The organism is Longimicrobium sp. (assembly GCF_036388275.1).
GTDB lineage: Bacteria > Gemmatimonadota > Gemmatimonadetes > Longimicrobiales > Longimicrobiaceae > Longimicrobium.
The window spans coordinates 1-21,773 of record NZ_DASVSF010000009.1 but is presented as its reverse complement, the minus strand read 5'-3'; the positions used below and the strand labels follow the sequence as shown (position 1 = coordinate 21,773).

General features: G+C 70.3%; 16 protein-coding genes. 10 read left to right on the top strand and 6 right to left on the bottom strand.

All coding sequences use genetic code 11. The features are described 5' to 3' along the window. Positions 1 to 170: 170 nt before the first annotated feature. From VF632_RS03780 to VF632_RS03760, 5 genes are all read right to left on the bottom strand, one after another. Positions 171 to 1,217 carry an aldose epimerase family protein gene (locus VF632_RS03780; RefSeq protein WP_331021517.1) on the bottom strand — a complete coding sequence of 349 codons (1,047 nt, stop codon included), beginning with the start codon at positions 1,215 to 1,217 and terminating at the stop codon, positions 171 to 173. A 96-nt stretch (positions 1,218 to 1,313) separates the two neighbouring features. Then, a complete protein-coding gene (locus VF632_RS03775; RefSeq protein WP_331021516.1) occupies positions 1,314 to 2,378 on the bottom strand; it encodes a glycoside hydrolase family 43 protein in 1,065 nt (354 codons plus the stop codon). A 98-nt stretch (positions 2,379 to 2,476) separates the two neighbouring features. Next, positions 2,477 to 3,958 carry a RagB/SusD family nutrient uptake outer membrane protein gene (locus tag VF632_RS03770; protein ID WP_331021515.1) on the bottom strand — a complete coding sequence of 494 codons (1,482 nt, stop codon included), beginning with the start codon at positions 3,956 to 3,958 and terminating at the stop codon, positions 2,477 to 2,479. Between the two features lie 50 nt (positions 3,959 to 4,008). Next, positions 4,009 to 7,074 carry a SusC/RagA family TonB-linked outer membrane protein gene (locus VF632_RS03765; protein ID WP_331021514.1) on the bottom strand — a complete coding sequence of 1,022 codons (3,066 nt, stop codon included), beginning with the start codon at positions 7,072 to 7,074 and terminating at the stop codon, positions 4,009 to 4,011. Positions 7,075 to 7,264: 190 nt separating this feature from the next. Continuing rightward, the gene (locus tag VF632_RS03760; protein ID WP_331021513.1) at positions 7,265 to 8,389 is read right to left on the bottom strand and encodes a LacI family DNA-binding transcriptional regulator; all 1,125 of its coding nucleotides are present in this window, start codon (positions 8,387 to 8,389) and stop codon (positions 7,265 to 7,267) included. A 269-nt stretch (positions 8,390 to 8,658) separates the two neighbouring features. Between VF632_RS03760 and VF632_RS03755 the strand changes: the two genes are divergently transcribed. The 6 genes from VF632_RS03755 to VF632_RS03730 all read left to right on the top strand — a co-directional run bounded on the left by VF632_RS03755 (position 8,659) and on the right by VF632_RS03730 (position 15,503). Next, complete coding sequence (locus tag VF632_RS03755; protein WP_331021512.1) at positions 8,659 to 9,624, top strand: ABC transporter substrate-binding protein; 966 nt, start codon at positions 8,659 to 8,661, stop codon at positions 9,622 to 9,624. Positions 9,625 to 9,745: 121 nt separating this feature from the next. Further along, positions 9,746 to 11,320 (top strand): sugar ABC transporter ATP-binding protein, encoded by a 1,575-nt coding sequence (locus VF632_RS03750; RefSeq protein WP_331021511.1) that lies wholly within the window; start codon positions 9,746 to 9,748, stop codon positions 11,318 to 11,320. Between the two features lies 1 nt (position 11,321). Further along, positions 11,322 to 12,299: an ABC transporter permease gene (locus VF632_RS03745; protein WP_331021510.1), complete on the top strand. Its 978-nt coding sequence runs from the start codon at positions 11,322 to 11,324 to the stop codon at positions 12,297 to 12,299. Further along, on the top strand, positions 12,299 to 13,363 hold the full coding sequence (locus VF632_RS03740) for an ABC transporter permease (protein WP_331021509.1): 1,065 nt from the start codon (positions 12,299 to 12,301) through the stop codon (positions 13,361 to 13,363). Before VF632_RS03745 ends, VF632_RS03740 begins: the two co-directional genes overlap by 1 nt. A gap of 5 nt (positions 13,364 to 13,368) precedes the next feature. Then, entirely contained in the window at positions 13,369 to 14,424 is a 1,056-nt protein-coding gene (locus VF632_RS03735; RefSeq protein WP_331021508.1) for a UDP-glucose--hexose-1-phosphate uridylyltransferase, read from the top strand. Further along, the gene (locus VF632_RS03730; protein WP_331021507.1) at positions 14,424 to 15,503 is read left to right on the top strand and encodes a glycoside hydrolase family 43 protein; all 1,080 of its coding nucleotides are present in this window, start codon (positions 14,424 to 14,426) and stop codon (positions 15,501 to 15,503) included. Before VF632_RS03735 ends, VF632_RS03730 begins: the two co-directional genes overlap by 1 nt. Before the next feature lie 827 nt (positions 15,504 to 16,330). Here VF632_RS03730 and VF632_RS03725 read toward each other — a convergent pair. Further along, on the bottom strand, positions 16,331 to 17,380 hold the full coding sequence (locus VF632_RS03725) for a family 43 glycosylhydrolase (protein ID WP_331021506.1): 1,050 nt from the start codon (positions 17,378 to 17,380) through the stop codon (positions 16,331 to 16,333). Between the two features lie 3 nt (positions 17,381 to 17,383). Between VF632_RS03725 and VF632_RS03720 the strand changes: the two genes are divergently transcribed. From VF632_RS03720 to VF632_RS03705, 4 genes are all read left to right on the top strand, one after another. After that, positions 17,384 to 18,520 carry a glycoside hydrolase family 43 protein gene (locus tag VF632_RS03720; RefSeq protein ID WP_331021505.1) on the top strand — a complete coding sequence of 379 codons (1,137 nt, stop codon included), beginning with the start codon at positions 17,384 to 17,386 and terminating at the stop codon, positions 18,518 to 18,520. Positions 18,521 to 18,533: 13 nt separating this feature from the next. Beyond that, entirely contained in the window at positions 18,534 to 20,018 is a 1,485-nt protein-coding gene (locus VF632_RS03715) for a glycoside hydrolase family 43 protein (protein WP_331021504.1), read from the top strand. Then, positions 20,015 to 21,016, top strand: a complete 1,002-nt coding sequence (galE, locus tag VF632_RS03710) for a UDP-glucose 4-epimerase GalE (RefSeq protein ID WP_331021503.1) — start codon at positions 20,015 to 20,017, stop codon at positions 21,014 to 21,016. Before VF632_RS03715 ends, galE begins: the two co-directional genes overlap by 4 nt. A 20-nt stretch (positions 21,017 to 21,036) precedes the next feature. Continuing rightward, positions 21,037 to 21,773 (top strand): galactokinase (locus VF632_RS03705; RefSeq protein ID WP_331021502.1); only part of this gene is annotated, 737 nt, incomplete at its 3' end.

Genomic DNA, 21,773 nt, shown 5'->3' with positions numbered 1-21,773 from the left:
GCCCAGCCGAGTACGGCCCTCGGCTAGATCCTTCGGCCCGCGGCGGCTGTACTGCGGGAGAGTACCGTGCGCCTGGGCCTCAGGACACCGCTGGGTGGCTCTGTTCGGTGTGGTGCGCCTGGGCCCTCAGGGATGACAGCGCGTGCGTGGATCGGGTCGGCGTGCTGGGGCTAGTCTACGGCTACGCTGAACCGGTAGACCGTGCGCGAGGTGTAGCGCTCGCCTGGGCGGAGGATGGTGCTGGGGAAGGCGGGCTGGTTGGGCGCGTCGGGAAAGTGCTGCGGCTCCAGGCAGAACCCGCACCGATGGCGGTACGGCACTCCGCCTTTGCCCACGGCCTCGCCGTTCAGGAAGTTGCCCGAGTAGAACTGCAGACCGGGCTCCGTGGTGAGAAGCTCCAGCACGCGCCCGCTCTCCGGCTCCACCACGCGCGCGCCGAGAGACAGCGAGCCGTCGCCCCGAAGCACGAAATTGTGGTCGTATCCGCCCGGCGCGTCGAACTGCGCGTGACCGTCGCCGATCTGCGCGCCGATGGGGGTCGGCTGGCGGAAGTCGAACGGGGTGCCCTCCACCGGCGCCATCTCGCCCGTCGGGATCAGCGTGTCGTCCACGGGCGTGAACCGGTCGGCGTTCAGTTGCAGCCGGTGGCCCAGGATGTCGCGCGCGGGATCGCCCGCGAGGTTGAAGTACGTGTGCTGCGTCAGGTTCACCGGCGTGGCGGCGTCCGCCTCCGCCTCGTAGTCCACCGACAGAGCATGGTCCGCACTCCAGCGGTACGTCACCGTCGCCCGCAGGTTTCCCGGATATCCCTCGTCGCCACTGGGGCTGGTGTACTCCAGCGCCACCCCGTCCGCTAGCGGCCGCGCGGACCAGAGCACCTTGTGAAAGCCGCGCGGGCCGCCGTGCAGGTGGTTCTGCCCGTTGTTGACGGGAAGCTGGTGCGCCGTGCCGTCCAGGGAAAAGCGCCCGCCGCGGATGCGGTTGGCGTGGCGCCCGATCAGCGCGCCGAAGTAGGCGGTGTCGGCCACGTACTCCGCCAGCGTGTCGAAGCCCAGCACCACGTCGCCCAGCCGGCCGTCGCGGTCGGGGACGCGGATGGAAAGGATCGCCCCCCCGTACGGCGTGACCCGCACCTCGGCTCCGCCGGGCGCCCGCATGGTGAACATTTCTACGACGTTGCCGTCCAGCTCGCCGAACGGCGCACGCTCCACAGTCATTCGCAATGAGGAGAAACGGAAAGGGGGATCACGCAGAGACGCAGAGACACAGAGGAACCAATCTCTCTGCGACTCTGCGTCTCTGCGTGAGGCCAGTCAGTTCGCGGGACATTCGCCCGAGGGCCGGGCGATCTGCCGCCCCGAAGGCTCCGGCAGCCCGAAGCTGGGAGACCCGTCCGCGTTCCAGGTGAACTTCTGCATGCGGATCACCCGGTCCCACCCCGGCGACGTGCTCGTCTTGGCGTGGTACACGATCCAGTCCTCCGTGCCGTCGGGCGACTTGGTGAACCCCGCGTGCCCTACGCCCACCACGCCCTCGCCCGAAACGAACACGGGGCCGCTCTTCGTCCAGTTGGCCGGCGACATGGGGTCCGCGCCGGTCAGGCGAAGCTGGCCCAGGCGGTAGTCGGGCAGCCACGACTCGCGCGTGGAGTAGATGATGAACGTCTGCCCGTTGCGCTGAAGGAACTCGGGCCCCTCCTGCAGGTCCAGCTCCGTCCCCCGCTCCCACGGCTCCACTGGCGAGCTGATGCGTACCCGCGCGCCGCTGATGGTGTACGGGTTGGACATCCGCGCCAGGTACAGGTGCTGCGGCGTGCGGTCCGTGGCGGCGTTCTGCTCCCAGCCGGACCAGGCGGCGTACAGCTGCCCATTGATGGTGGCCACGGAAACGTCGATGGCCCACTTGCTCTCGCCCGCCTGCGCCGGGTCGTCGCCCGTGTACAGCATCCCCCGGTCGACGTACGTGCCCTGCGGGTCGGTGCCCACCGACTCCAGCACGCCGCTGCGCTGGTGGATGTACGGCGGCCCCGCGCTTCCCGCCGCGTAGTAGATGTACCAGCGGCCGCCGATGCGGTGAAGCTCGGGCGCCCAGACGTTGGTGGAGTTCCACCCCGTCGCGGGGGGCGTCCACACGCGCACCCCGTTGCCGGCGACGCCGGTGAGCGTGGTGGACTTCGTCACCCAGATGCCCCCGTCGCGCGACTGCACCATGTGGTACGAGCCAGCGTCGCGCACCACCCACGGGTCCGCCCCCGCGACGACCGGGTTGGCGAAGGTGCACTGCGCCGTCGGCGGCGGCTCGATGGTGCCGGGGCCGTCGCCGCACCCCGCCAGAAGCAGCGGCAGCGCCGCGATCCGAAGCCAGTTCGTTCCTGTCATTGCCAAGTTCCTTCGCCAGCAGTCCCGGAAAGAAGGTCCGCGGACGACCGCACGGGGCGGCCGTCCGCGGCTTTGAATCTCGCTGAACCCGCCTCGCTTTACCAGCCGGGGTTCTGCTTGACGTTCGGGTTCAGGTTCGTTTCCGTCGACGGAATGGGCAGCAGCGCCCGGTGCGGCGCAAAGACGTCGAAGTCCGGGTCGCGCGTGCGCAGCGTTGCGATGCGTCCCGCGTCCGACAGCCACCCCTGCCGCGCCAGCCAGAGCCAGCGCTCGTTCTCCAGCCCCAGCTCCAGCAGGATCTGGTGCTCGATCTCGGTGCGCATGGCGGCCTGCGACATCCCCGTGGCAAGCGGCGCCAGCCCGGCACGGGCACGCACGCGGTTCACCAGCGGCCGCGCCAGCTCCACCTGGTTGTTCTCGGTGAGCGCCTCGGCGTGGAGCAGCAGCACGCCGCCCAGCCGCATCACCTCGACGTTGATGGGGTTGTCCCAGTCCTGGTCGGTCTTGTAGTGCTCGCCGAACTTCTTCCAGAACTCGTCGCCCAGCCGGTTGCCGTAGCGGTTGGCGAAAGGCGTGCCGTACACGTCCATGCCGCCGGCGCGGTTGTAGAAGAGCGTGGCGTCCATGCGCGGGTCCGTCCCGCCGGCCACGGTCGTCTCCCTGCGGAACTCGTCCACGTACCACTGGCGGGGCTCGCCGTCGCAGAAGCCCACGCCGCAGGGGCCCATCATCTTGATGATGTTCTGCCCGCGGCTTCCCGCCGCCAGCACTTCGGGGCCGCCGAACTGCACCTCGAAGATGGTTTCGACGCTGTTGTCGCCCGCGGCGGTGAAATTGTCGCCGAAGTTGGACAGCAGCGAGTACTGGGTGCCGCCGGTGACGTCGGCGAACGCCGCCGCCGCCGGGGCCCACTCGCGCTGCTGCAGGTGCGCCCGGCCCAGCAGCGCCGCCGCGGCGCCGCGGGTGGCGCGGCCCACGTCGGTGCCGGTGTAGCTGGCGGGAAGCGCGGCGCGCGCCTCCGTCAGGTCCTTCTCGATCTGCGCCCACACCACGTCGGCCGTCACCTGCGCCGGCCGGTCGGCGGGGTTCGAGGGCTCCAGCACCAGCGGGATGTTGCCGTACAGGTTCACCAGGTTGAAGTACGCCAAGGCCCGGATGAACTTGGCCTCGCCCACGATGCGGTCGCGCGTGCCCGCGTTCATTCCCGTGATGGCGGGAACGTACGCGATCACCTGGTTGGCCCGGAAGATCGTCTGGTAGTGGTGCTGAAAGATCTCGCGGTTCACCTCGAAGTCGTAGCTGCCCAGCACCGACTTGGTGAAGTTCGCCAGGTCGCCCCACGGGCTCCGGCTGTAGCCGATGTCGGAGCGCATGTCGTAGGCGAACTGCAGCCACCGGCCGTAGCCGCCGTTCTCCTGCAGCCCGCGGTAGGCGGCATTCACCCCCATCACCGCGTCCTGCTCGGTCTGCCAGAAGGTGTCGGCCGTCCGCTGGTTGGGATCGGTTACGTCCAGCTCCGCGCACCCCGCCAGCAGCGCCGCCGCCAGCAGGGCCGGGATCACTCGAAAGGATTTCGTCATGGCTCGGGGTCTCCCCCCTGGTTGAAGGTCCATCCGTCGGCTGCGGGGCATCACAGGTTCACGTCGATGCCGAGCGAGAACGTGCGCGGGTTCGGGTAGATCCGCCCGTCGTCGATTCCGCGCGTTAGCGTGTCGCCGCCGCGCACTTCGGGGTCCCAGTTGGAGAAGCTGGTGAACGTGTGCAGGTTCTGGATGTTCAGGTAGATGCGCGACCCCTCGCCCGCGATGCCGAAGCGGCTGGTGAGCCCGGCCGGCAGCCGGTAGCCCAGCACCACGTTCTGAATGCGCAGGAACGACGCGTCCTCGATCCAGCGGTCGGTGTTGGCGCGGGCGTTGTCGGCGCCCGCCGGGCCGAACACGGCGCGCGGGTCGTCGGTGCTGGTGTTGCCGGGCGTCCACGGGTCCAGGTCAGCGCGATAGTTGCTGTTCTCATCCATGCGGTCCGTCCAGAACCGGGCGACGTTGAACACTTTGGCGCCAAAGCTGCCGCGCATCGCCACGCCGAAGTTGAAGGCCCGGTAGTCCGCGTTCAGGCTCAGGCCCGTTTCCAGGTCGGGGTTGGGGCTGCCCGCCACGTAGCGATCGTCGTCGTTGATCAGCCCGTCGTCGTTCAGGTCGGCGTAGCGGATGTCGCCGGCCTTGGCGTTGGGCTGGATGCGGTTGCCGTTGCTGGCCCGGTACGCCTGCACCTCGGCGTCGCTCTGGAAGATGCCGTCGGTCTTCAGCACGAAGAACTCGCCGATGGAACCCCCCACCGTGGTGCGCGCCACGTTGCCGAAACCGGCGAAGATGGGCTGCCCGCCGTTGCCCAGCTCCGTCACCTCATTGTTGATCGTGGTAACGTTGGCGGCCAGGTCCAGGTCGAAGTCGCCGCGCTGCAGGCTCAACTCCGCGCCCAGTTCGAAGCCGCGGTTGCGGATGGTTCCTGCGTTCACCGTGGGCGCGCCCACGGCACCCAGGCTCCAGGGAATGGGCGCCTGCACCAGCAGGCCGCCGGACTCCGAGACGTAGTAGTCGGCCGTCACCAGCAGGTTGCCCCCCAGCACGGCCAGGTCCAGGCCCACGTTCGTCTGCGTCTGGTCCTGCCAGCGGATGTCGGGGTTGGCCAGGCTGAGCTGCGTGGCGCCAGTGGCGATGCTGTTGCCGAACAAATAGCTCTGGTTGGCGACCACCGACGCGGCGTACTGGAAGTCGCCGATGTCCTGGTTGCCCAGCGAGCCGTAGCTGGCGCGCAGCTTCAGGTTGTCGGCGCCGCCAATGAACGGGATGCCGGCGAAGAACGGCTCCTCGCTGACCACCCACGCCGCCGAGCCAGAGAAGAAGTTTCCGTACTTGTTCCCCGGGCCAAAGCGTGACGAGCCGTCGCGGCGGAAGGTGCCGGTCAGCAGGTAACGGTCGGCGTACGAGTAGTTGGCCCGGCCCAGCAGGCCCCGCAGCGCGCCGGGGATGGTGAAGCCGCGGTTCGCGAAGTTGCTGGTGCCCGCGTCGATCTCGTTGATGTCCTCGTCGGCGAAGCCGCGGCGGTACGCCTCCAGGCCCTGGAAGTTGGTGGTCTGCTCGGTGACGCCGGCCACCGCGTTCAGGGCGTGCTCGCCGCGCGAGCCCTCGAACTGCAGCAGGTGCTCCTGCAGCAACGAGAGGAGGCTGCCGCGCCGATTGAGTCCCTCGTTGAAGGTGGGTACCGTGTTCTGCCGGATCTGCCGCTGCCGGACGAACTGGCGGAAGTCGGTGTCGACGTACTCAGCGCCGAGGTTCACCCGGTAACGCAGCCCGCCGATCAGCGAAAGTTCGCCGAAGACGTTTCCCAGCAACCGGTTGGTGGCGTCGGTGTTGTCCTCGCGCTCGAAGGCGCCCACCGGGTTGGTGCCGAAGGTGGCCAGCGCCCCGCCGCCGCTGCCGTAGCCGAAGCCGCTGGCGTTGTTGGGGTCGTACACCGGGATGCCGGGCTGCAGCCGCACTACGTCGATCAGCGGAAAGCCCACCACGTTGTCGCGCGTGCTGCGCGAAACGGACAGGTTCTCGCCTACGCGCCAGCGGCCGCCGCGCATTTCGCTGTTCACCCGCAGGCTCGCCCGCTCGAAGCCGGTGTTGATGATGGTGCCTTCCTGCTCGAACCACCCGCCGCCCAGCAGGTAGCTGGCGTTGTCGGTTCCGCCACCCACGGAAAAGTTGTGGTCCTGGATGTTGCCCGTCTGGAAGACGGCGTCCTGCCAGTCGGTATCCACCGAGAACTGCGTGTTGTCGGCGGCCATTCCGGCGTTGGTACGCGCCATGTTGTTGATCTGGCTCCACCGCGAGCCGCTGACGAAGTCGATGCGCCGCGCGACGTTCTGTACGCCGTAGTACGAATTCACCGACACCCGGGGAGCTCCGGACCGGCCGCGCTTGGTCGTGATGATGATGACGCCGTTGGCCGACTGGGCGCCGTACTGGGCCGCCGCCGAGGCGTCCTTGAGCACCTGGATGCTCTCGATGTCGTCGGGGTTCAGGTTGGGGTTCTGCCGGGTGTACATCCCGTCCACCACGTACAGCGGGTCGCTGTTCCCCAGGAAGAGCTGCCCGCGGACGATCACGCGGGAGCTCTGCCCCGGCTCGCCGGTGGACTGCACCGTCACGCCCGGAATGCGGCCGCGCAGGGCCTCTTCGAGGGTGGCCACCTGCTGGTCCGCGATGTCCTCGGCCGAAACGGACGCCACCGCGTCGCTCACGGTGGCACGGCGCTGGGAGGTGTAGCCCACGGCCACCACCTCTTCGAGCATCAGGGCCTGGGTGCCCAGGCGGAAGTTGGCGACGGCGGTCTGCCCGTCGGCCACGGTCACCGAGACGGTGCCGGAGGCGAAGCCGATCTGGCCGGCGCGCACCTGGTGCGTGCCGGCGGGAACGCCGGCGATGGTGAAGCGGCCGTCGGGGCCGGTGCGGGCCGTCATCTGCGTGCCCACGACGGACACGGTGGCGTCGGCCACGGGCGCGCCGGCATCGGTGGTGACGGCGCCGGTGATCCGGCCCGTGCCCTGCGCGGCGAGAGGCGCGGCGCCCCACACGAGCAGGGCCAGGCAGGCGAGCGCGGGGAGCAGCCTCGCGGCGAGCCCGGCGCGGTTGAACAGGGAGTTCTTCATGGCGTTCCCTCGAAATGGGAAGCGGGTGAACGAGCCCGGCCACGCGGGCCGGAAGGGTGAGCGGATCGTGGTGCTTCGTGCGCCGCGCGCCCTGGGGGGCGACCGGCCGGGTCGGAACGCGCTCATGGGTACCGCGGAACGGCAAGGGTGCGGAACAGGCGGCGGATGAGGCCGCGGGACTACGTGAAACTCAGGGCGTGGCCACGGTCCGGGCCCGCGCGCCGGAGGCGGCGGTGCCGTCGCCGTCCGCCGACGCGAAGCGGATGCGGCCGGGCGGCGCGGACTGCGGCACGGCCCGGGTGGAATCGCGCACCACCAGCTCGGCCTCCAGGTAAACCTTCTGGGGCGGAAGCGTTTCGCGCGACTCGATGTGCCGGATCAGCATCTGCGCGGCCAGCTGGCCCATCTGGAACTTGGGCATGCGAACGGTGGTCAGGCGCAGCGGCAGGTACTCCAGCATCTGGATGTCGTCGAACCCCACCACCGACACGTCGGCGGGCACGCCGATGCCCAGCTCGCCCAGCGCGCGGCACAGCCCCAGCGCCACCAGATCGTTGTAGCAGGTGACCGCCGTGGGCCGCCCCGCGGGGGACAGCGCGCCGAAGTATTCCAGCCCGGCGCGGTAGCCGTCCTCCATGTGTGCCCCCGCCCTCACCACGTCGTCGTCGCCGAAGATCACGTGCGAGGCGCTACAGGCGCGCCGCACGCCGTCGATGCGCTCCTGGCTGTGCCACGAGTAGGCAGGCCCGGCGAAGTGGACGATTCGCGTGTGGCCCTGCGCGATCAGGAACTCCACCGCCTTGCGCGAAGCTTCCTCGTTGTCCACGTCGATCAGCCCGGCGGGCACACCGCGCAGCTCCTCGAGCAGGACGAAGGGAAAGTTGCGGCGCTTCAGCTCGAACAGGTGCGAAAGGTCGGCGTCCTGGTCCAGCACGGGCGTCAGGATCAACCCGTCGACCTCCTTGCGCTGCAGCAGCTCCACCGCCTTGCGCTCGGCTTCGTACTCGCCCTCGGAACTGGTGACCAGCAGCGTGTAGCCGCTTTCCTGCGCCGCGGCGCGGGCGCCGGTGACCACTTCGCCGTAGTAGGGGTTGTCGATCTCCTTGATGACCAGCCCGATGCTCCGCTCGTTCTGCGCAGCCGCCCGCCCCGAAAAGCCGGCGGGGCGGTAGTTCACGTTCTCCATCACCGACAGCACCCGGTCGCGGGTGCTGGCCTTCACCGTGCCGGTGTCGTTGAGGACGGCGGACACGGTTGCCTTGGATACGCCCGCCAGCCGGGCGACGTCGGTGATGGTTGCGCGCTTGCTCTGCATTCGATTGGCGAAAGGCGCCTGCGAGGCACCGGAGGAGGTCTTGCGAGGAGAGTCGAACAGGTCTGAACTGGTTCGGGTGCGTTTAGGTTAGGGTGTGTGCCGTCAGGTGTCAAGCACCTTCGTCCACAGAATGAATGATCTGCTCCAAATCCTTGACAGCGGCGGGAGCGGCGTGTACTCTCGGATCAATTGAACTCGTTCGGACAGGTTCAGAACCTCCCCTGCGGCTCCGCCGCTCCCGTCGTCACCCCTGTACCTCGGCTCGACACATGTCCCTTCCGCAGCGCCGCAGCAGCAGGCTCCTGACCGGCATCCTCACCGTCCTGGCCGTCCTTCCCATGGCCGGGTGCCAGCGCGAGGACGGTGGAAAGTTCACCGTGGGCTTCTCGCAGATGGGGCACGACAACCCCTGGCGGATGGCCCAGACGGCCAGCCTGCGCGACGAGGCCAAGAAGCGCGGGATGGAGATCGTGGTGACCGACGCGCAGGACCAGACGGCCAAGCAGGTAGCCGACGTCGAAGACCTGATCGCCCGCCGCGTAGACGTGATCCTGCTGGCGCCGCGCGAGTTCGAGGGCCTTGCCCCCGCGCTGCAGGCGGCGCGCGACGCCAACATCCCCGTGATCCTGGTGGACCGCGAGGCCGAGGGCACGCCCGGCGAGGACTTCGTCACCTTCCTGGGGAGCAACTTCGTGGAGCAGGGGCGCCGCGCCGCCGAGTGGCTGGTAAAGGAGACGGGGGGCACCGCGGGGATCGTGGAGCTCACGGGAACGCCGGGCTCGTCGGTGGCGGCGGACCGGGCCAAGGGTTTCCGCGAGGTGATCGCCAAGCACCCGGGGATGAAGATCCTGGCCTCGCAGACGGGCGAGTTCTCGCGCGCCAACGGGCAGCGTGTGATGCAGAACATCGCGCAGTCGCTGGGGCCGCAGATCACCGCCGTCTACGCGCACAACGACGAGATGGCGCTGGGCGCCATCCAGGCGATCCGGGCGGGCGGCCGCACCCCGGGTACGGACGTGAAGATCGTCTCCATCGACGGCCAGCGCGCCGCGCTCGAGGCCATCCAGCGCGGCGAGCTGGGCGCCACGGTGGAAAGCAACCCGCGCTTCGGCCCCATCGCCTTCGAAACGATCGAGCAGATCCGCAAGGGCGAGCAGGTGCCCACGAAGAAGCTGATCTCCGACCGCTTCTTCGACCGGAACAACGCGGCGCAGTTCGTGGCAGAAGCGTACTGATAGTGCGTGAGTGCGGAAGTGCGTTAGTGCGTGAGTAACCGCGCAAACGCACTTCCGCAGTTCACTTCCGCACTCACGCACTCACGCACTAACGCACTTCCCCCTCCCAGCCCCGCACCGCATGACGAACCCGGCCCCCGCGCCCCCACCCTCCGTCGCCCCCGAGATTCTCCGCTTGGAGGGCATCGTCAAGCGCTTCGCGGGCGCCACGGCGCTGGATGGCGTGAACTTCACCTTGCGCCCCGGCGAGGTGCACGCGCTCGTCGGCGAGAACGGCGCGGGCAAGAGCACGCTCATCAAGATCATGACCGGCGCCTACCGCCGCGACGGCGGGCAGATGTGGCTCGAGGGGCAGCCGGTGGACTTCACCACGCCGGCCGCCGCGCAGGCCGCCGGCGTCATCGCCGTGCACCAGGAAATCCACCTTCTCAGCTTCCGCACCGTAGCCGAGAACGTGTACCTGGGCCGCGAGCCGCGCCGCTGGGGGCTGGTGGACTGGGGGCGGATGACCACCGAGACCGCCGCCCTGCTCCAGCGGCTGGGGCTTGCGATCGATCCGGGCGCCACGCTGGGCGCGCTGAGCACCGCGGAGCAGCAGATGGTGGCCATCGCCCGCGGCGTCTCGCTCGGCGCCAAGGTTCTCGTCCTCGACGAGCCCACCAGCTCGCTGGCCGAGCGCGAGGTTTCCATCCTGTACGACCTGATCCGCCAGCTGCAGGCGCAGGGCACCGCCATCGTCTACATCAGCCACCGCTTCGACGAGCTGTACACGGTGTGCGACCGGGTGACCGTGCTGCGCGACGGCAAGCTGGTGGGCACCCATCGCGTAGCCGACCTGGAGCGGCTTGACCTCGTCTGCCTGATGCTGGGCAAGCAGCGCGACGAGCTTCGGCAGGGCACCACCGGGTTCGGCGCCACCCAGGCCGAGGCCGAGGGCACCACGCCCCTGCTGCGCACGGATGGGCTGCGCCGCGGGCAGAAGCTGCGCGGCGTGACGCTGGACGTGCGCAAGGGAGAGATCCTGGGCGTAGCCGGCCTGCTGGGCTCGGGGCGCACGGAGACGGCGCGCGCCATCTTCGGCGCCGACCCGGCCGAGGACGGCACCATCCAGCTGGATGGAAAGCGGCTTTCTCCGCGAACCCCGGACGATGCCATCGCCGCGGGGATCGCTTTCGTCTCCGAAGACCGCAAGGGCGAGGGGATCATCCCCGAGCTTTCGGTGCGCGAGAACCTGACGCTGGCTGCGCTGCCCACGCTCACGCGGATGGGGATCGTCGACCGGGCGAAGCAGCGCGAGGTCGTCGACCGGTTCATGAAGCGGCTAGGCGTCAAGGCCACCAGCGCCGACCAGAAGATCCGCGAGCTTTCGGGCGGCAACCAGCAGAAGGTGCTGCTGGCCCGCTGGCTGTGCATGAACCCGGCGCTGCTGATCCTGGACGAGCCCACGCGCGGCATCGACATCGGCGCCAAGGGCGAGATCCAGGCGCTGATCAACGAGCTGGCCGGCACCGGGCTGGGCGTGCTGATGATCTCGTCGGAGCTGGAGGAGCTGGTGGAGGGGAGCTCGCGGGTGGTGGTGCTGCGCGACGGCCAGAACGTGGCCGAGCTGCGCGGCGACGACATCTCGCAGCAGTCGATCATCCACGCGATGGCCGAGGGAAGCGCCGTGTCGGCCTCCGCGGCCCTGGAGGCCTGAGATGGAAGCAACTTCAGCGGTCCCGCGCACGCGCGGCGCGGGGCTGGCCGGCCGGGGATGGGAGGCGCTGGGCGCCACCGGGGGCGCGGTGCTCGCCCTGGTGGTACTGGTGATCGCCAACGCCCTCTTCACACCCAACTTCGCCACGGCGGGCAACTTCTGGAACGTGCTGTTCCAGCTGGCCGTCACCCTCCTCGTCGCGGTGGGGATGACGCTGGTGATCGCCACCGGCGGCATCGACCTGTCCGTGGGATCGGTCATGGCCATCGCCGCGGCCGTCGCGGCAGTGACGCTGGACTCCGGGCTCTTCGTCGCCATCCCCGCGGCGCTGCTGGCCGCGATGGCCGTGGGGCTGCTGAACGGCGCCTTCGTCTCCTACTTCAAGGTGCAGGCGATCGTCGTCACGCTCGCCACGCTGCTGGCGGGGCGAGGCTTGGCGCAGGTGATCAACCGCGACGGCGCGCTGATCGCCATCGATGATCCCGGGTTCCTGTCGCTGGGGCGCGGGCACCTGGGCCCGGTGCCCGTGCAGGTGCTAATCGCCGCCGTGGTCGTCGGGCTGGCCGTCTTCGTCCTCCGCTCCACGCCGTTCGGGCGGTACGTGCTGGCCGCCGGTGGGAATCCCGCCGCGGCGCGCCTGGCCGGCGTTCCCGTCAACCGCACCGTCGTCTCCGTCTACGTGATCAGCGGGCTCCTGGCCGGGATGGCGGGGCTGATCGAGGCGTCGCGCCTGGGGGCCAGCGCCGCCGCCAAGATCGGGCAGAACGTGGAGCTGGACGCCATCGCCGCCGTGGTGGTGGGCGGAACCCTGCTCAGCGGCGGGCGCGCGACCATCATGGGTACCGTCGTGGGCGCGCTGATCATGCAGGTGATCGCCACCAGCTTCAACATGCTGCTGGTTCCCTACGCGTGGGCGCTGGCCTTCAAGGCGCTCATCATCTTCTTCGCCGTCTACCTCCAACGCCCGAGGCGGGTCTAGTGGAACATCAGGGGCAGATGGGCGGCGCCGCCCTCGACGTGCGCCTCGCGGAGCCCGGCAGCACGCCGCCGGGCGCGGGAAGTGGAATGCCCGCGCGCCCGGTGCCGGCGCTGCGCGCCAGGGCCGCGTCGCTGCTGCAGCGCCAGGGTGCCGTGGTGGCGCTGATCGTGGTGTGCGTGTTCGGCGCCATCCGCTACGCGCCCTTCGCCACCCCCGAGAACCTGCTGAACGTGCTTCGCCAGAACAGCATGCTGGGCATGGTGGCGCTGGGGATGACGATGGTGATCCTTACCGGCGGCATCGACCTTTCCGTGGGCTCCGTGCTGGCGCTGGCGGGAATCGTGGCCGCCGTCCTTTCGCCGCAGGGAACGCTCGTCGCCGTCGCCGGGGGACTGGCGGCCGGGGCGGTGCTGGGGACCATCAACGGCGTGCTCATCACCAAGGCGCGCATCCAGCCGTTCATCGTCACCCTGGCGATGATGATCGCGGCGCGCGGCGTGGCCCTGGGCGTGACGGAAGAGAACTCGGTGCGGGTGGACCGGGCCGCGCAGGGCTTCATGTGGCTGGGCCGCGGGCGGATGCTCGGTATCCCCGTTCCCGTGGTCATGGCGGCGCTGGCGTTCCTGATCGGCTGGGTGGTGCTTCGCTACACGCGCTTCGGGCGCTACGTGTACGCCGCGGGCGACCACCAGGACGCCGCGCGTCTGCTGGGGCTGCAGGTGGACCGCGTGTTGATCGCCACCTACGCCATCAGCGGAGTGCTTGCCGCGATGGCGGGAATCGTCCTGGCCGGGCGGCTGGGCGCCGGGCAGCCGGTGGCGGGTACGGGCTGGGAGCTCGATGCCATCGCGGCCGTGGTCGTGGGCGGAACGCTGCTGTCCGGTGGCCAGGGCGGCGTGGGAGCCACCGTGGTGGGCGTGCTGCTGCTGGGGGTGATCTTCAACCTGTTCAACCTGGAAGGCACCATCACCCCGTGGTGGCAGGGCGTGCTTCGCGGCGTGTTCCTGCTGGGCGTGGTGGTGGTGCAGAGCCGCCTGCAGCGCCGGGCCACGCCGGGCCATTGACGATCGTGACGGAAACGAACGACCTGCTGGAACACCCGCACCGCCGGTTCAACCCGCTTTCCGGCGAGTGGGTGCTGGTATCGCCCCACCGCGCCAAGCGTCCATGGCAGGGACAGGTGGAGCGGCCCGCGGCGGAGGTGCGCCCGCCGCACGATCCCGGGTGCTACCTGTGCCCCGGGAACGCGCGGGCAGGCGGCGAGCGGAACCCGGACTACACGGGCACGTACGTCTTCGGCAACGACTTCGCCGCGCTCCGGCCGGACGCGCCGGATGCGGAGGTGGAGGTGGACGGCCTGCTGCGCGCTCGCAGCGAGTCGGGCGTGTGCCGCGTCGTCTGCTTCTCCCCGCGCCACGACCTTTCCCTGCCGGACCTGGAGCCCGCCGCCCTGCGTGGCGTGGTGGATGTGTGGGCCGAGGAGTTCGCGCGGCTGGGAAGCCGGCCCGACATCGGGCACGTGCAGATCTTCGAGAACAAGGGCGAGGCGATGGGGTGCAGCAACCCCCATCCCCACGGGCAGATCTGGGCCCAGCGCTCCGTTCCGCTGATCGCCGCGCGCGAGGGCGAGCGGCTGGGCGAGCACTTCGCCCGGCACGGCCGCACGCTGCTGGACGACTACCTTCGGCTGGAGTTGGATCGGCAGGAGCGGATCGTTTGCGCTAACGACGGCTTCGTCGCGCTGGTCCCGTTCTGGGCGATCTGGCCGTTCGAGACGATGGTCATCAGCCGCCGCCCCGTGCCCGACCTGCTGGCGCTGGACGACGGCGAGCGCGACGCCCTGGCGGACGTGCTCAAGCGGCTGACGACGCGCTACGACAACCTGTTCGGCGTCTCGTTTCCCTACTCGGCGGGGCTGCACCAGGCGCCCACCGACAGCCAGCCCCACCCCGAGTGGCACCTGCACATGCACTTCTTTCCTCCGCTGCTCCGCTCCGCCACGGTGAGGAAGTTCATGGTGGGATACGAGATGCTGGGCGAGCCGCAGCGTGACGTGACGCCGGAAAGCAGCGCCGAGCGTCTGCGCGCCCTGTCCGAGACTCGGACGACGGCGGGGGCAGCGTGATGCGTGTCACCGCCGTACTCGCCCTCGCCGCGCTCTCCGCCTGCGCTCCACCGTCCGGGCGCACGCCGTCGGCGGACGCGTCCGCGTCGAATGCGACGTACACGAATCCCGTCCTGGACGTCGACTTTCCCGATCCCACGGTGATCCGCGCGTCCGACGGGACGTACTACGCCTACGCCACGCAGGGCGAGCAGGACGGCGTGTCGATCAACATCCAGGTTGCCCGCTCGCGCGATCTTGTGGTGTGGGAGCGGATCGGCGACGCGCTGCCGGTGAAGCCGTCGTGGGCCAGCCGCACGCAGGATTTCTGGGCGCCTCACGTGTCCGAGCACGGCGGCACCTTCTACCTCTACTACTCCGCCAAGCCCGACGCGGCGCTGAGCGACAGCACGCGCGGGCTCTGCCTGGCCGTGGCGACCGCGAGCCGTCCCGAAGGCCCGTTCACCGACAAGGGCCAGCCGCTGCAGTGCGGGCCCAGCTTCGTGAACATCGACCCGATGGCCTTCGACGACCCGCAGACCGGCCGGCGGCTGCTGTACTGGGGCTCGGGCTTCGGACCGATCAAGGTGCAGGAGCTTGCGGCGGACCGCGTGTCGTTCGCGGCGGGAAGCAGCCCGTTGGACCTCGTGCACACGGTGCCCACGTCGGATTCCACCGATTACCAGCGGTTGGTGGAGGGGGCGTGGGTGACGTATCGCGCGCCGTTCTACTACCTGTTCTACTCCGGCGACAACTGCTGCGGCCCGCGCGCTCACTACGCGGCGCTGGTGGCGCGCTCGCGCAGCGCAACCGGACCGTTCGAAACGCTCGCCCAGGCGACCGGCGCGCGGACGAGCGCCATCCTGGAGCGTAGCGGGCAGTGGAACGCGCCGGGGCACAACTCGGTGATCACGGACGCGCGCGGCACCGACTGGATCATCTACCATGCGGTCGATGTGCGCCGTCCGCGCTCCAAGCCCACGGACGACGTGAACACGCGGCGCGTGATGCTGATCGATCCCCTGGTGTACGTGGACGGCTGGCCGCGCGTGGACCGCGGCCCGTCTTCGCAGCCGAGGCCCGCGCCGGCGATGCCGTAGCCCGCGCGGAGATCACCGACGCGCGATCGAATTCTCCTCTCCCCCATGCAGTTTATGGGGGAGAGGCCGGGAGAGGGGGGCGACGTGGACTCGCGCCAATGTCCGGTGATGCGCACTGAAGTTCTCCCCTCTCCCGCGCAGTTTGCGGGGGAGGGGCGGGGGAGGGGGAACCGACGTGTCTCGGGCATTCGTGCTCGCTGCCGCGCCCAAGCTGAGAAGTGCCGCCGGGCTAGATCCTTCGGCGCGCGCAGGACGAGGTACGGGCGGGTCCGGTGCGCTTGCGCCTCAGGATGACAAAGCTCCGCTCTCCGCACGTAGTTTGTGGGGTGGAGGGGCAGCGGAGGGGCCCGAAGTTCTCCCCCTCCCCTGCGCAGCGGGGGACGGGGGCCGGGGGGGCTGCCGCGGCATGCACCGGCATTCAGGCTCGACGCGCCCGAAGTTCTCCCCTCTCCCGCGCCGTTTGCGGGGGAGGGGCGGAGGAGGGGGAACCGACGCGGCTCGGGCATTCGTGCTCGCTGCCGCGCCCAGGCTGAGAAGTGCCGCCGGGCTAGATCCTTCGGCGCGCGAAGGACGAGGTACGGGCGGGTCCGGTGCGCTTGCGCCTCAGGATGACAAAGCTCCGCTCTCCGCACGTAGTTTGTGGGGTGAAGGGGCAGCGGAGGCCCCCGAAGTTCTCCCCCTCCCCTGCGCAGCGGGGGACGGGGGCCGGGGGGAGGGGGCTGCCGCGGCATGCATCGGCATCCAGCCTGAACCGGCCTGAAGTTCTCCCCCTCTCCACATGCGCAGCATGGGGGGAGGGGGCCGGGGGGAGGGGCCCTCCGGGGGAACTACGCCGGCGGCGGGCAGTACGGCAGCCCGTCCTCGTCCCAGCGAAGCTCCACGAGGGCGGCGTTGCGCGGCGCCTCGGGCGAGCCGAACCGGGCATGGGTGACCAGCCACTCGCGGCCATCCGCGGCGCGGAACCAGTCGCAGTGGCCCGGGGCATGGAAGCCGTGCTCGGGAAGCGAGCCCAGGACGAACCCGCGCCCATCGCGCGTAGCGTTCACCAGCGTCCCGGCATCGTCCTCCACCAGCGCGCCCACGGCGTAGAAGCCGAAGTAGCATCCGCCGCTGTACAGGTACACGCGCCGGCCCTGGGGATTGACCAGGCCGCCGACCGGCCCCTCGACGGTGCTCCAGCGCACGGTGTCGGTGCGCCAGTCCACGCCGGGGATGTCCTTCCAGGGCATGCGCCGCGCGCCGTCGAACAGGTGCCAGTCCTCCGACGGGCGCGCGAGCAGGGCGGGGGACGACAGGACGCGCGTGAGGTCGTCGCTGACCGCCACCTCCACGATGCCGGTGCCGAACGGCTCGCGGTCCACGAAGTCGGTGGCGTACGCCATCCGCAGCGAGCCGTCGGGCCCGGGGTACACGTCGGCGTCGATGGCGAAGTCGGTATCCGGCGTCAGCACGTGGCCGGTGTCGGTGAACGGGCCCTCCGGCCGGTCGCTGTCCGCGCGGCGGATCTGGTGGCCGATGTGCGCCTGCTCGCCGACGCCCGCGCCGTGCGAGTAGAGCATCACATACGGTCGGTCGAGCCCAGGGATGTGGCGCACGCATGGCGCCCAGAAGGCATACCGCGTCGCGTCGCCGTCCAGCGTGGGGCCGAGCGGATGCCAGGTGGCGAGGTCGTGCGAGGCGAACGCGGGAAAGGCGCCGGGCGTCGCCGTGCCGCCCCGCCCGTCGCTCGTTTGGTCCCGCGTGACGTACACGTAGTAGCGGTAGTCCGCAGCCACGCCGTCGGGGATGGCGAGCAGGTAGGGATCGCCCTGGTCGGCGGACTCGGGAAAGAGGGGCCGGTAGCTTGCCGGCCCGGGAACAGCCTCTGAGGAAGTCATACGATGAATCGCGTTCGTGGTCAGACTGCCTTCGCCCGCGCCGGATGGGCCCTGCTCGCCGCCGCGCAGTTCGCGGCATGCACCCCGCCCGTGCAGGCGCCGGGAACGCCCGCTCCCGCCACGGGCGCGGTCTGCACGTTCACGAACCCCGTCGCCAGGGGCGCCGACCCGTGGCTGGAGTTCCGCGACGGCTACTACTACATGGCGCAATCGAAGAACCAGGACGGGCAAAATAGCACCATCTGGGTGTTCCGGTCGAGAAAGCTCACCGACCCCATGCGCGACAGCGTAAAGGTGTGGACCGCGCCCGACACGGGGTGGAACCAGACGCACGTCTGGGCACCGGAAATCCGCATGGTGGACGGCCGCTGGTACATCTACTACGCCGCGGGCCGCCCCGGGCCACAGGATGCGCCGTTCATCTTCCAGCGCGCGGGGGTGATCCGCGCCGCCGGCAACGATCCGCAGGGCGCGTACGAAGACCTGGGCCAGCTGGACACGGGCGGCAGCCTGGCCACCCACGCCGACGACGTGTGGGCCATCGACTTCACCGTCCATCGCTTCAACGGCCAGCTGTACGGGATGTGGTCGGGGTGGGAGAACAACACGCCGCTCGCGCGCACGCCCCAGTACATCTACATCGCGCGGATGTCCAACCCGCACACCATCAGCGGCCCGCGCGCCCAGATCTCCGCGCCCACCGAAAGCTGGGAGCGGCGGGAAGATCCGGTGGACGGGCTGGACCTGAACGAAGGACCGCAGGTGCTGGCGCGCGGCGACCAGACGTTCGTCGTGTACTCCACGCGCGAGTCGTGGCTGCGGTCGTATCGCTTAGGGATGCTGCGGCTGAACAGCCCCACGGCGGATCCCATGCTGCCCTCCAGCTGGACCAAGACGGGCCCCGTGTTCGCCGAAGCCAACGGGGTGTACGGCCCGGGGCACAACGGCTTCGCGAAGTCGCCGGACGGCACGGAGGACTGGATCATCTACCACGCCAAGGTCGACACGGGACCCAACTGGAACCGGGTGATCCGCGCGCAGCCCTTCACCTGGAACGCGGACGGGTCGCCCAACTTCGGGCAGCCGGTGGCGTCGGGCGTGCCGCTGCGCGTCCCCTCCGGCGAGCCCTGCGAGCGCTGACCGGGCGCGGTCGATGAACGAGATCCGGCTCGCCGCCGTCGCCGATGCGCCCTTCAGGTTCGAGGGGGCGATCACCGACGGCTCGACCCTCGTCGTCATGGGACGGGATGCGGCCGGCGCGCGGATGATGGAGGAATACAGCCTGGGCGAGCGGACGCACAACGCCTGGCTGGACGTGTACGCCGCGCTGGCGGCGCGCTTCGGGACGCGGGTGCCGCGCAACCGGCAGCCGCCCGAGCCGGCGACGTTCCGTGCCCCATTTCGCCCGCTGCTGACGGAGAACCTGTCGCCGGACGTGCTGCACGGGTATGGCGATCCGGCGGTGATCCGCGCGGACGAGGGTGGCGGGACGTGGTACTACCTGGTCGCCACCTCCAACGACGCGCCCGACGCGTTTCCCATCGCCCGGTCGCGCGACCTCGCGGACTGGGAGATGGTGGGCTTCGTCTTCCCGCGCGGCCAGAAGCCGGCGTGGGCGGCGGACGGCGAGGGCGTCAGCGACTTCTGGGCGCCCGAGATGCACCGCGTTGGCGGCGAGTACCGGGTGTACTTCGCGGCGCGGGAGCGGGATGGACACGACCTCGCGATCGGCATGGCGACGTCTGCGAGCCCCGGCGGGCCGTTCGAGACACCGTCCGAGCCGGTGCTGCGCGGCGGCGTGATCGATCCGCACGTGGTGGTGGACGACGACGGCGCCGCCTTCCTGCTGTGGAAGGACGACACCAACGGCGTCTGGCCGGGGCTGCTTCACCAGCTGCTGCACGAGCACGGCCGGCTGATCGCCGAGCTGCTGCCGGACGAGGCCGACCGCCGCACCGCCTCGCTGCTGGCGACGCTGTGGCCGTGGGTGCGCACGCTGGAGCCGATGGAGCGCTTTTTCGCCCAGCAGGTCCTGGTAGAAGCCGTCACCGAGCGGTTTTCGGCGGTGAGGAACCGGCTCTCCGCGATGCTGGGCCGCGAGGCGGACCCGGAGGTGCGGCAGGCCATCCGGGCCGTCCTGAGCGCGATGCGCACGCCGGCATGGGCACAGCGGCTTTCGGAGGACGGGCGCAGGCTGGAAGGGGAGCGCACCCTGGTGCTGCAGAACGACCAGCCCTGGGAGGCGCACCTCATCGAGGGCATCTGGGTTACCCGGCGCGCCGGCAAGCACTACCTGTTCTACGCCGGGAACGACTTCTCGACCGCGCGCTACGGCATCGGCGTGGCCGTGGCGGACGCGCCGCTGGGACCATATCGCAAGATGGCCCAGCCGCTCCTCCGCTCCACGGCGGAGTGGTGGGGGCCGGGGCACCCGTCCGTGGCGCAGGGGCCGGACGGCGAGCCGTGGCTGTTCCTGCACGCCTTCTTTCCCGGCCGGACGGGATACAACGAGTTCCGCGCACTGCTCGCGGTGCCGCTGGTGCTGGACGGAGAACACGTGGCGGTGAGGGCGGACGACGAGAGCGTCGCCGTATACGATGACCTGGCGGAAATGCAAACGATCGGAGCTGCGCGATGAGGGTCCTGGTCACGGGTGGGGCGGGGTACATCGGCAGTGCCGTGGTGCACCAGCTGGTGACGGGTGGAGACGAAGTGGTGGTGTTCGACGACCTGTCGCAGGGGCACCGGGCCGCCGTGCATCCCCGGGCGACGCTGGTCGTCGCGGGGCTGGACGACCGGGGGGCGCTCGACCGGGCGATGGCGGAGCACCGGCCTGAGGGCATTCTCCACTTCGCCTCGCACACGCTGGTGGGCGAGTCGATGGAGCACCCGTTCCGCCACCTGGGGAACAACGTCCGCAACGGCTTGAACCTGCTGGAAAGCGCCGTGGAGCACGGCGTCCACCGCTTCATCCTGTCGTCGACGGCCAACCTGTTCGGCCTGCCGGACCGCGACCCCATCGACGAGGGGACGTCCATCTCGCCGGGAAGCCCGTACGGCGAGTCGAAGTTCATCCTGGAGCGGATGCTTCACTGGATGGACGACCGCTTCGGGATGCGCTATGCGGCGCTGCGGTACTTCAACGCCTGCGGCGCGCTCTCGCCCGAGCTGGGCGAGGACCACGATCCCGAGACGCACCTGATCCCCATCGTGCTGGAGGTGGCGCTGGGGCAGCGGGAGCGGGTGACCATCTTCGGCGAGGACTACGAGACGCCCGACGGCACCTGCATCCGCGACTACATCCACGTCGAAGACCTCGCCGACGCCCACATCCGTGCCCTGCGCGCGCTGGACCAGGGCAGCCGCACGTACAACCTGGGGATCGGCCACGGCTTCAGCGTGCGCCAGGTGATCGAGGCGGCGCGCGAGGTGACAGGGCATCCCATTCCCGCCGTCGCCGGCCCGCGCCGGCCCGGCGACCCCGCGCGGCTGATCGCGGCCAGCGACCGCATCCAGCGCGAGCTGGGGTGGGCGCCGAAGTGGACGGACCTGCACGCGATCATCGAAAGCGCCTGGGCGTGGCACCAGGCGCATCCGCGCGGCTACGACGACCGGGCCTCCGCGCCCGCTTCCTGAACCTTGATCCATTTCCTGACATGACCAGCGACAACGGCCTTCGCGCCCGCGTGACGCGGGAGTTCGAGGCGCGCTTCGGCGAGCCGCCGGCGTGCGTGGCCCGCGCGCCCGGCCGCGTGAACCTGATCGGCGAGCACACCGACTACAACGACGGCTTCGTGCTCCCCATGGCCATCGACCGCGCGGTGTGGATCGCCCTGCGGCCGTGCGCCGACCGCGGCGTGACCGTGCATTCGCTGGATTTCGCCGAGACGCGCTCGTTCAGCCTGGCGACGCTGGGGTGCAGCGAGGGCGGGTGGATCGAGTACCTGCGCGGGATGGCGTGGGCGCTGGAGAAGAAGGACCGCAACCTGGCCGGCTGGGAGGGCGTGACCGCCGGCGACGTGCCGATCGGCGCCGGGCTGTCGTCGAGCGCGGCGATGGAGCTGGCCACGGCGCGGGCGTTCTGCGCGGTGTCGGGGTTCGCGTGGGACGCGAGAGAGATGGCGCTCCTTGCGCAGAAGGCCGAGAACGGCTGGGTGGGCGTGCACTGCGGGGTGATGGACCAGATGATCTCGGCGGCGGGCGAGGAGGGGCACGCGCTGCTGATCGACTGCCGCTCGCTGGAGACGCGCTCGGTGCCGCTGCCGCCGGGGACCGCGGTGGTGATCCTGGACACCGCCACCCGCCGTGGCCTGGTGGACAGCGCCTACAACGAGCGCCGCCGCGACACCGCGTCCGCCGCCGCCGCGCTGGCCGTGCCCGCGCTGCGGGACGT

Bases quoted from the DNA above. Each gene is read 5' to 3' on its own strand.
- VF632_RS03715 (WP_331021504.1), top strand. From the start codon at position 18,534: ATGAACGAGATCCGGCTCGCCGCCGTCGCCGATGCGCCCTTCAGGTTC.
- VF632_RS03725 (WP_331021506.1), bottom strand. From the start codon at position 17,380: ATGACTTCCTCAGAGGCTGTTCCCGGGCCGGCAAGCTACCGGCCCCTC.
- VF632_RS03730 (WP_331021507.1), top strand. From the start codon at position 14,424: ATGCGTGTCACCGCCGTACTCGCCCTCGCCGCGCTCTCCGCCTGCGCT.
- VF632_RS03780 (WP_331021517.1), bottom strand. From the start codon at position 1,217: ATGACTGTGGAGCGTGCGCCGTTCGGCGAGCTGGACGGCAACGTCGTA.
- VF632_RS03775 (WP_331021516.1), bottom strand. From the start codon at position 2,378: ATGACAGGAACGAACTGGCTTCGGATCGCGGCGCTGCCGCTGCTTCTG.
- VF632_RS03760 (WP_331021513.1), bottom strand. From the start codon at position 8,389: ATGCAGAGCAAGCGCGCAACCATCACCGACGTCGCCCGGCTGGCGGGC.
- VF632_RS03750 (WP_331021511.1), top strand. From the start codon at position 9,746: ATGACGAACCCGGCCCCCGCGCCCCCACCCTCCGTCGCCCCCGAGATT.
- galE (WP_331021503.1), top strand. From the start codon at position 20,015: ATGAGGGTCCTGGTCACGGGTGGGGCGGGGTACATCGGCAGTGCCGTG.
- VF632_RS03755 (WP_331021512.1), top strand. From the start codon at position 8,659: ATGTCCCTTCCGCAGCGCCGCAGCAGCAGGCTCCTGACCGGCATCCTC.
- VF632_RS03720 (WP_331021505.1), top strand. From the start codon at position 17,384: ATGAATCGCGTTCGTGGTCAGACTGCCTTCGCCCGCGCCGGATGGGCC.
- VF632_RS03745 (WP_331021510.1), top strand. From the start codon at position 11,322: ATGGAAGCAACTTCAGCGGTCCCGCGCACGCGCGGCGCGGGGCTGGCC.
- VF632_RS03765 (WP_331021514.1), bottom strand. From the start codon at position 7,074: ATGAAGAACTCCCTGTTCAACCGCGCCGGGCTCGCCGCGAGGCTGCTC.
- VF632_RS03770 (WP_331021515.1), bottom strand. From the start codon at position 3,958: ATGACGAAATCCTTTCGAGTGATCCCGGCCCTGCTGGCGGCGGCGCTG.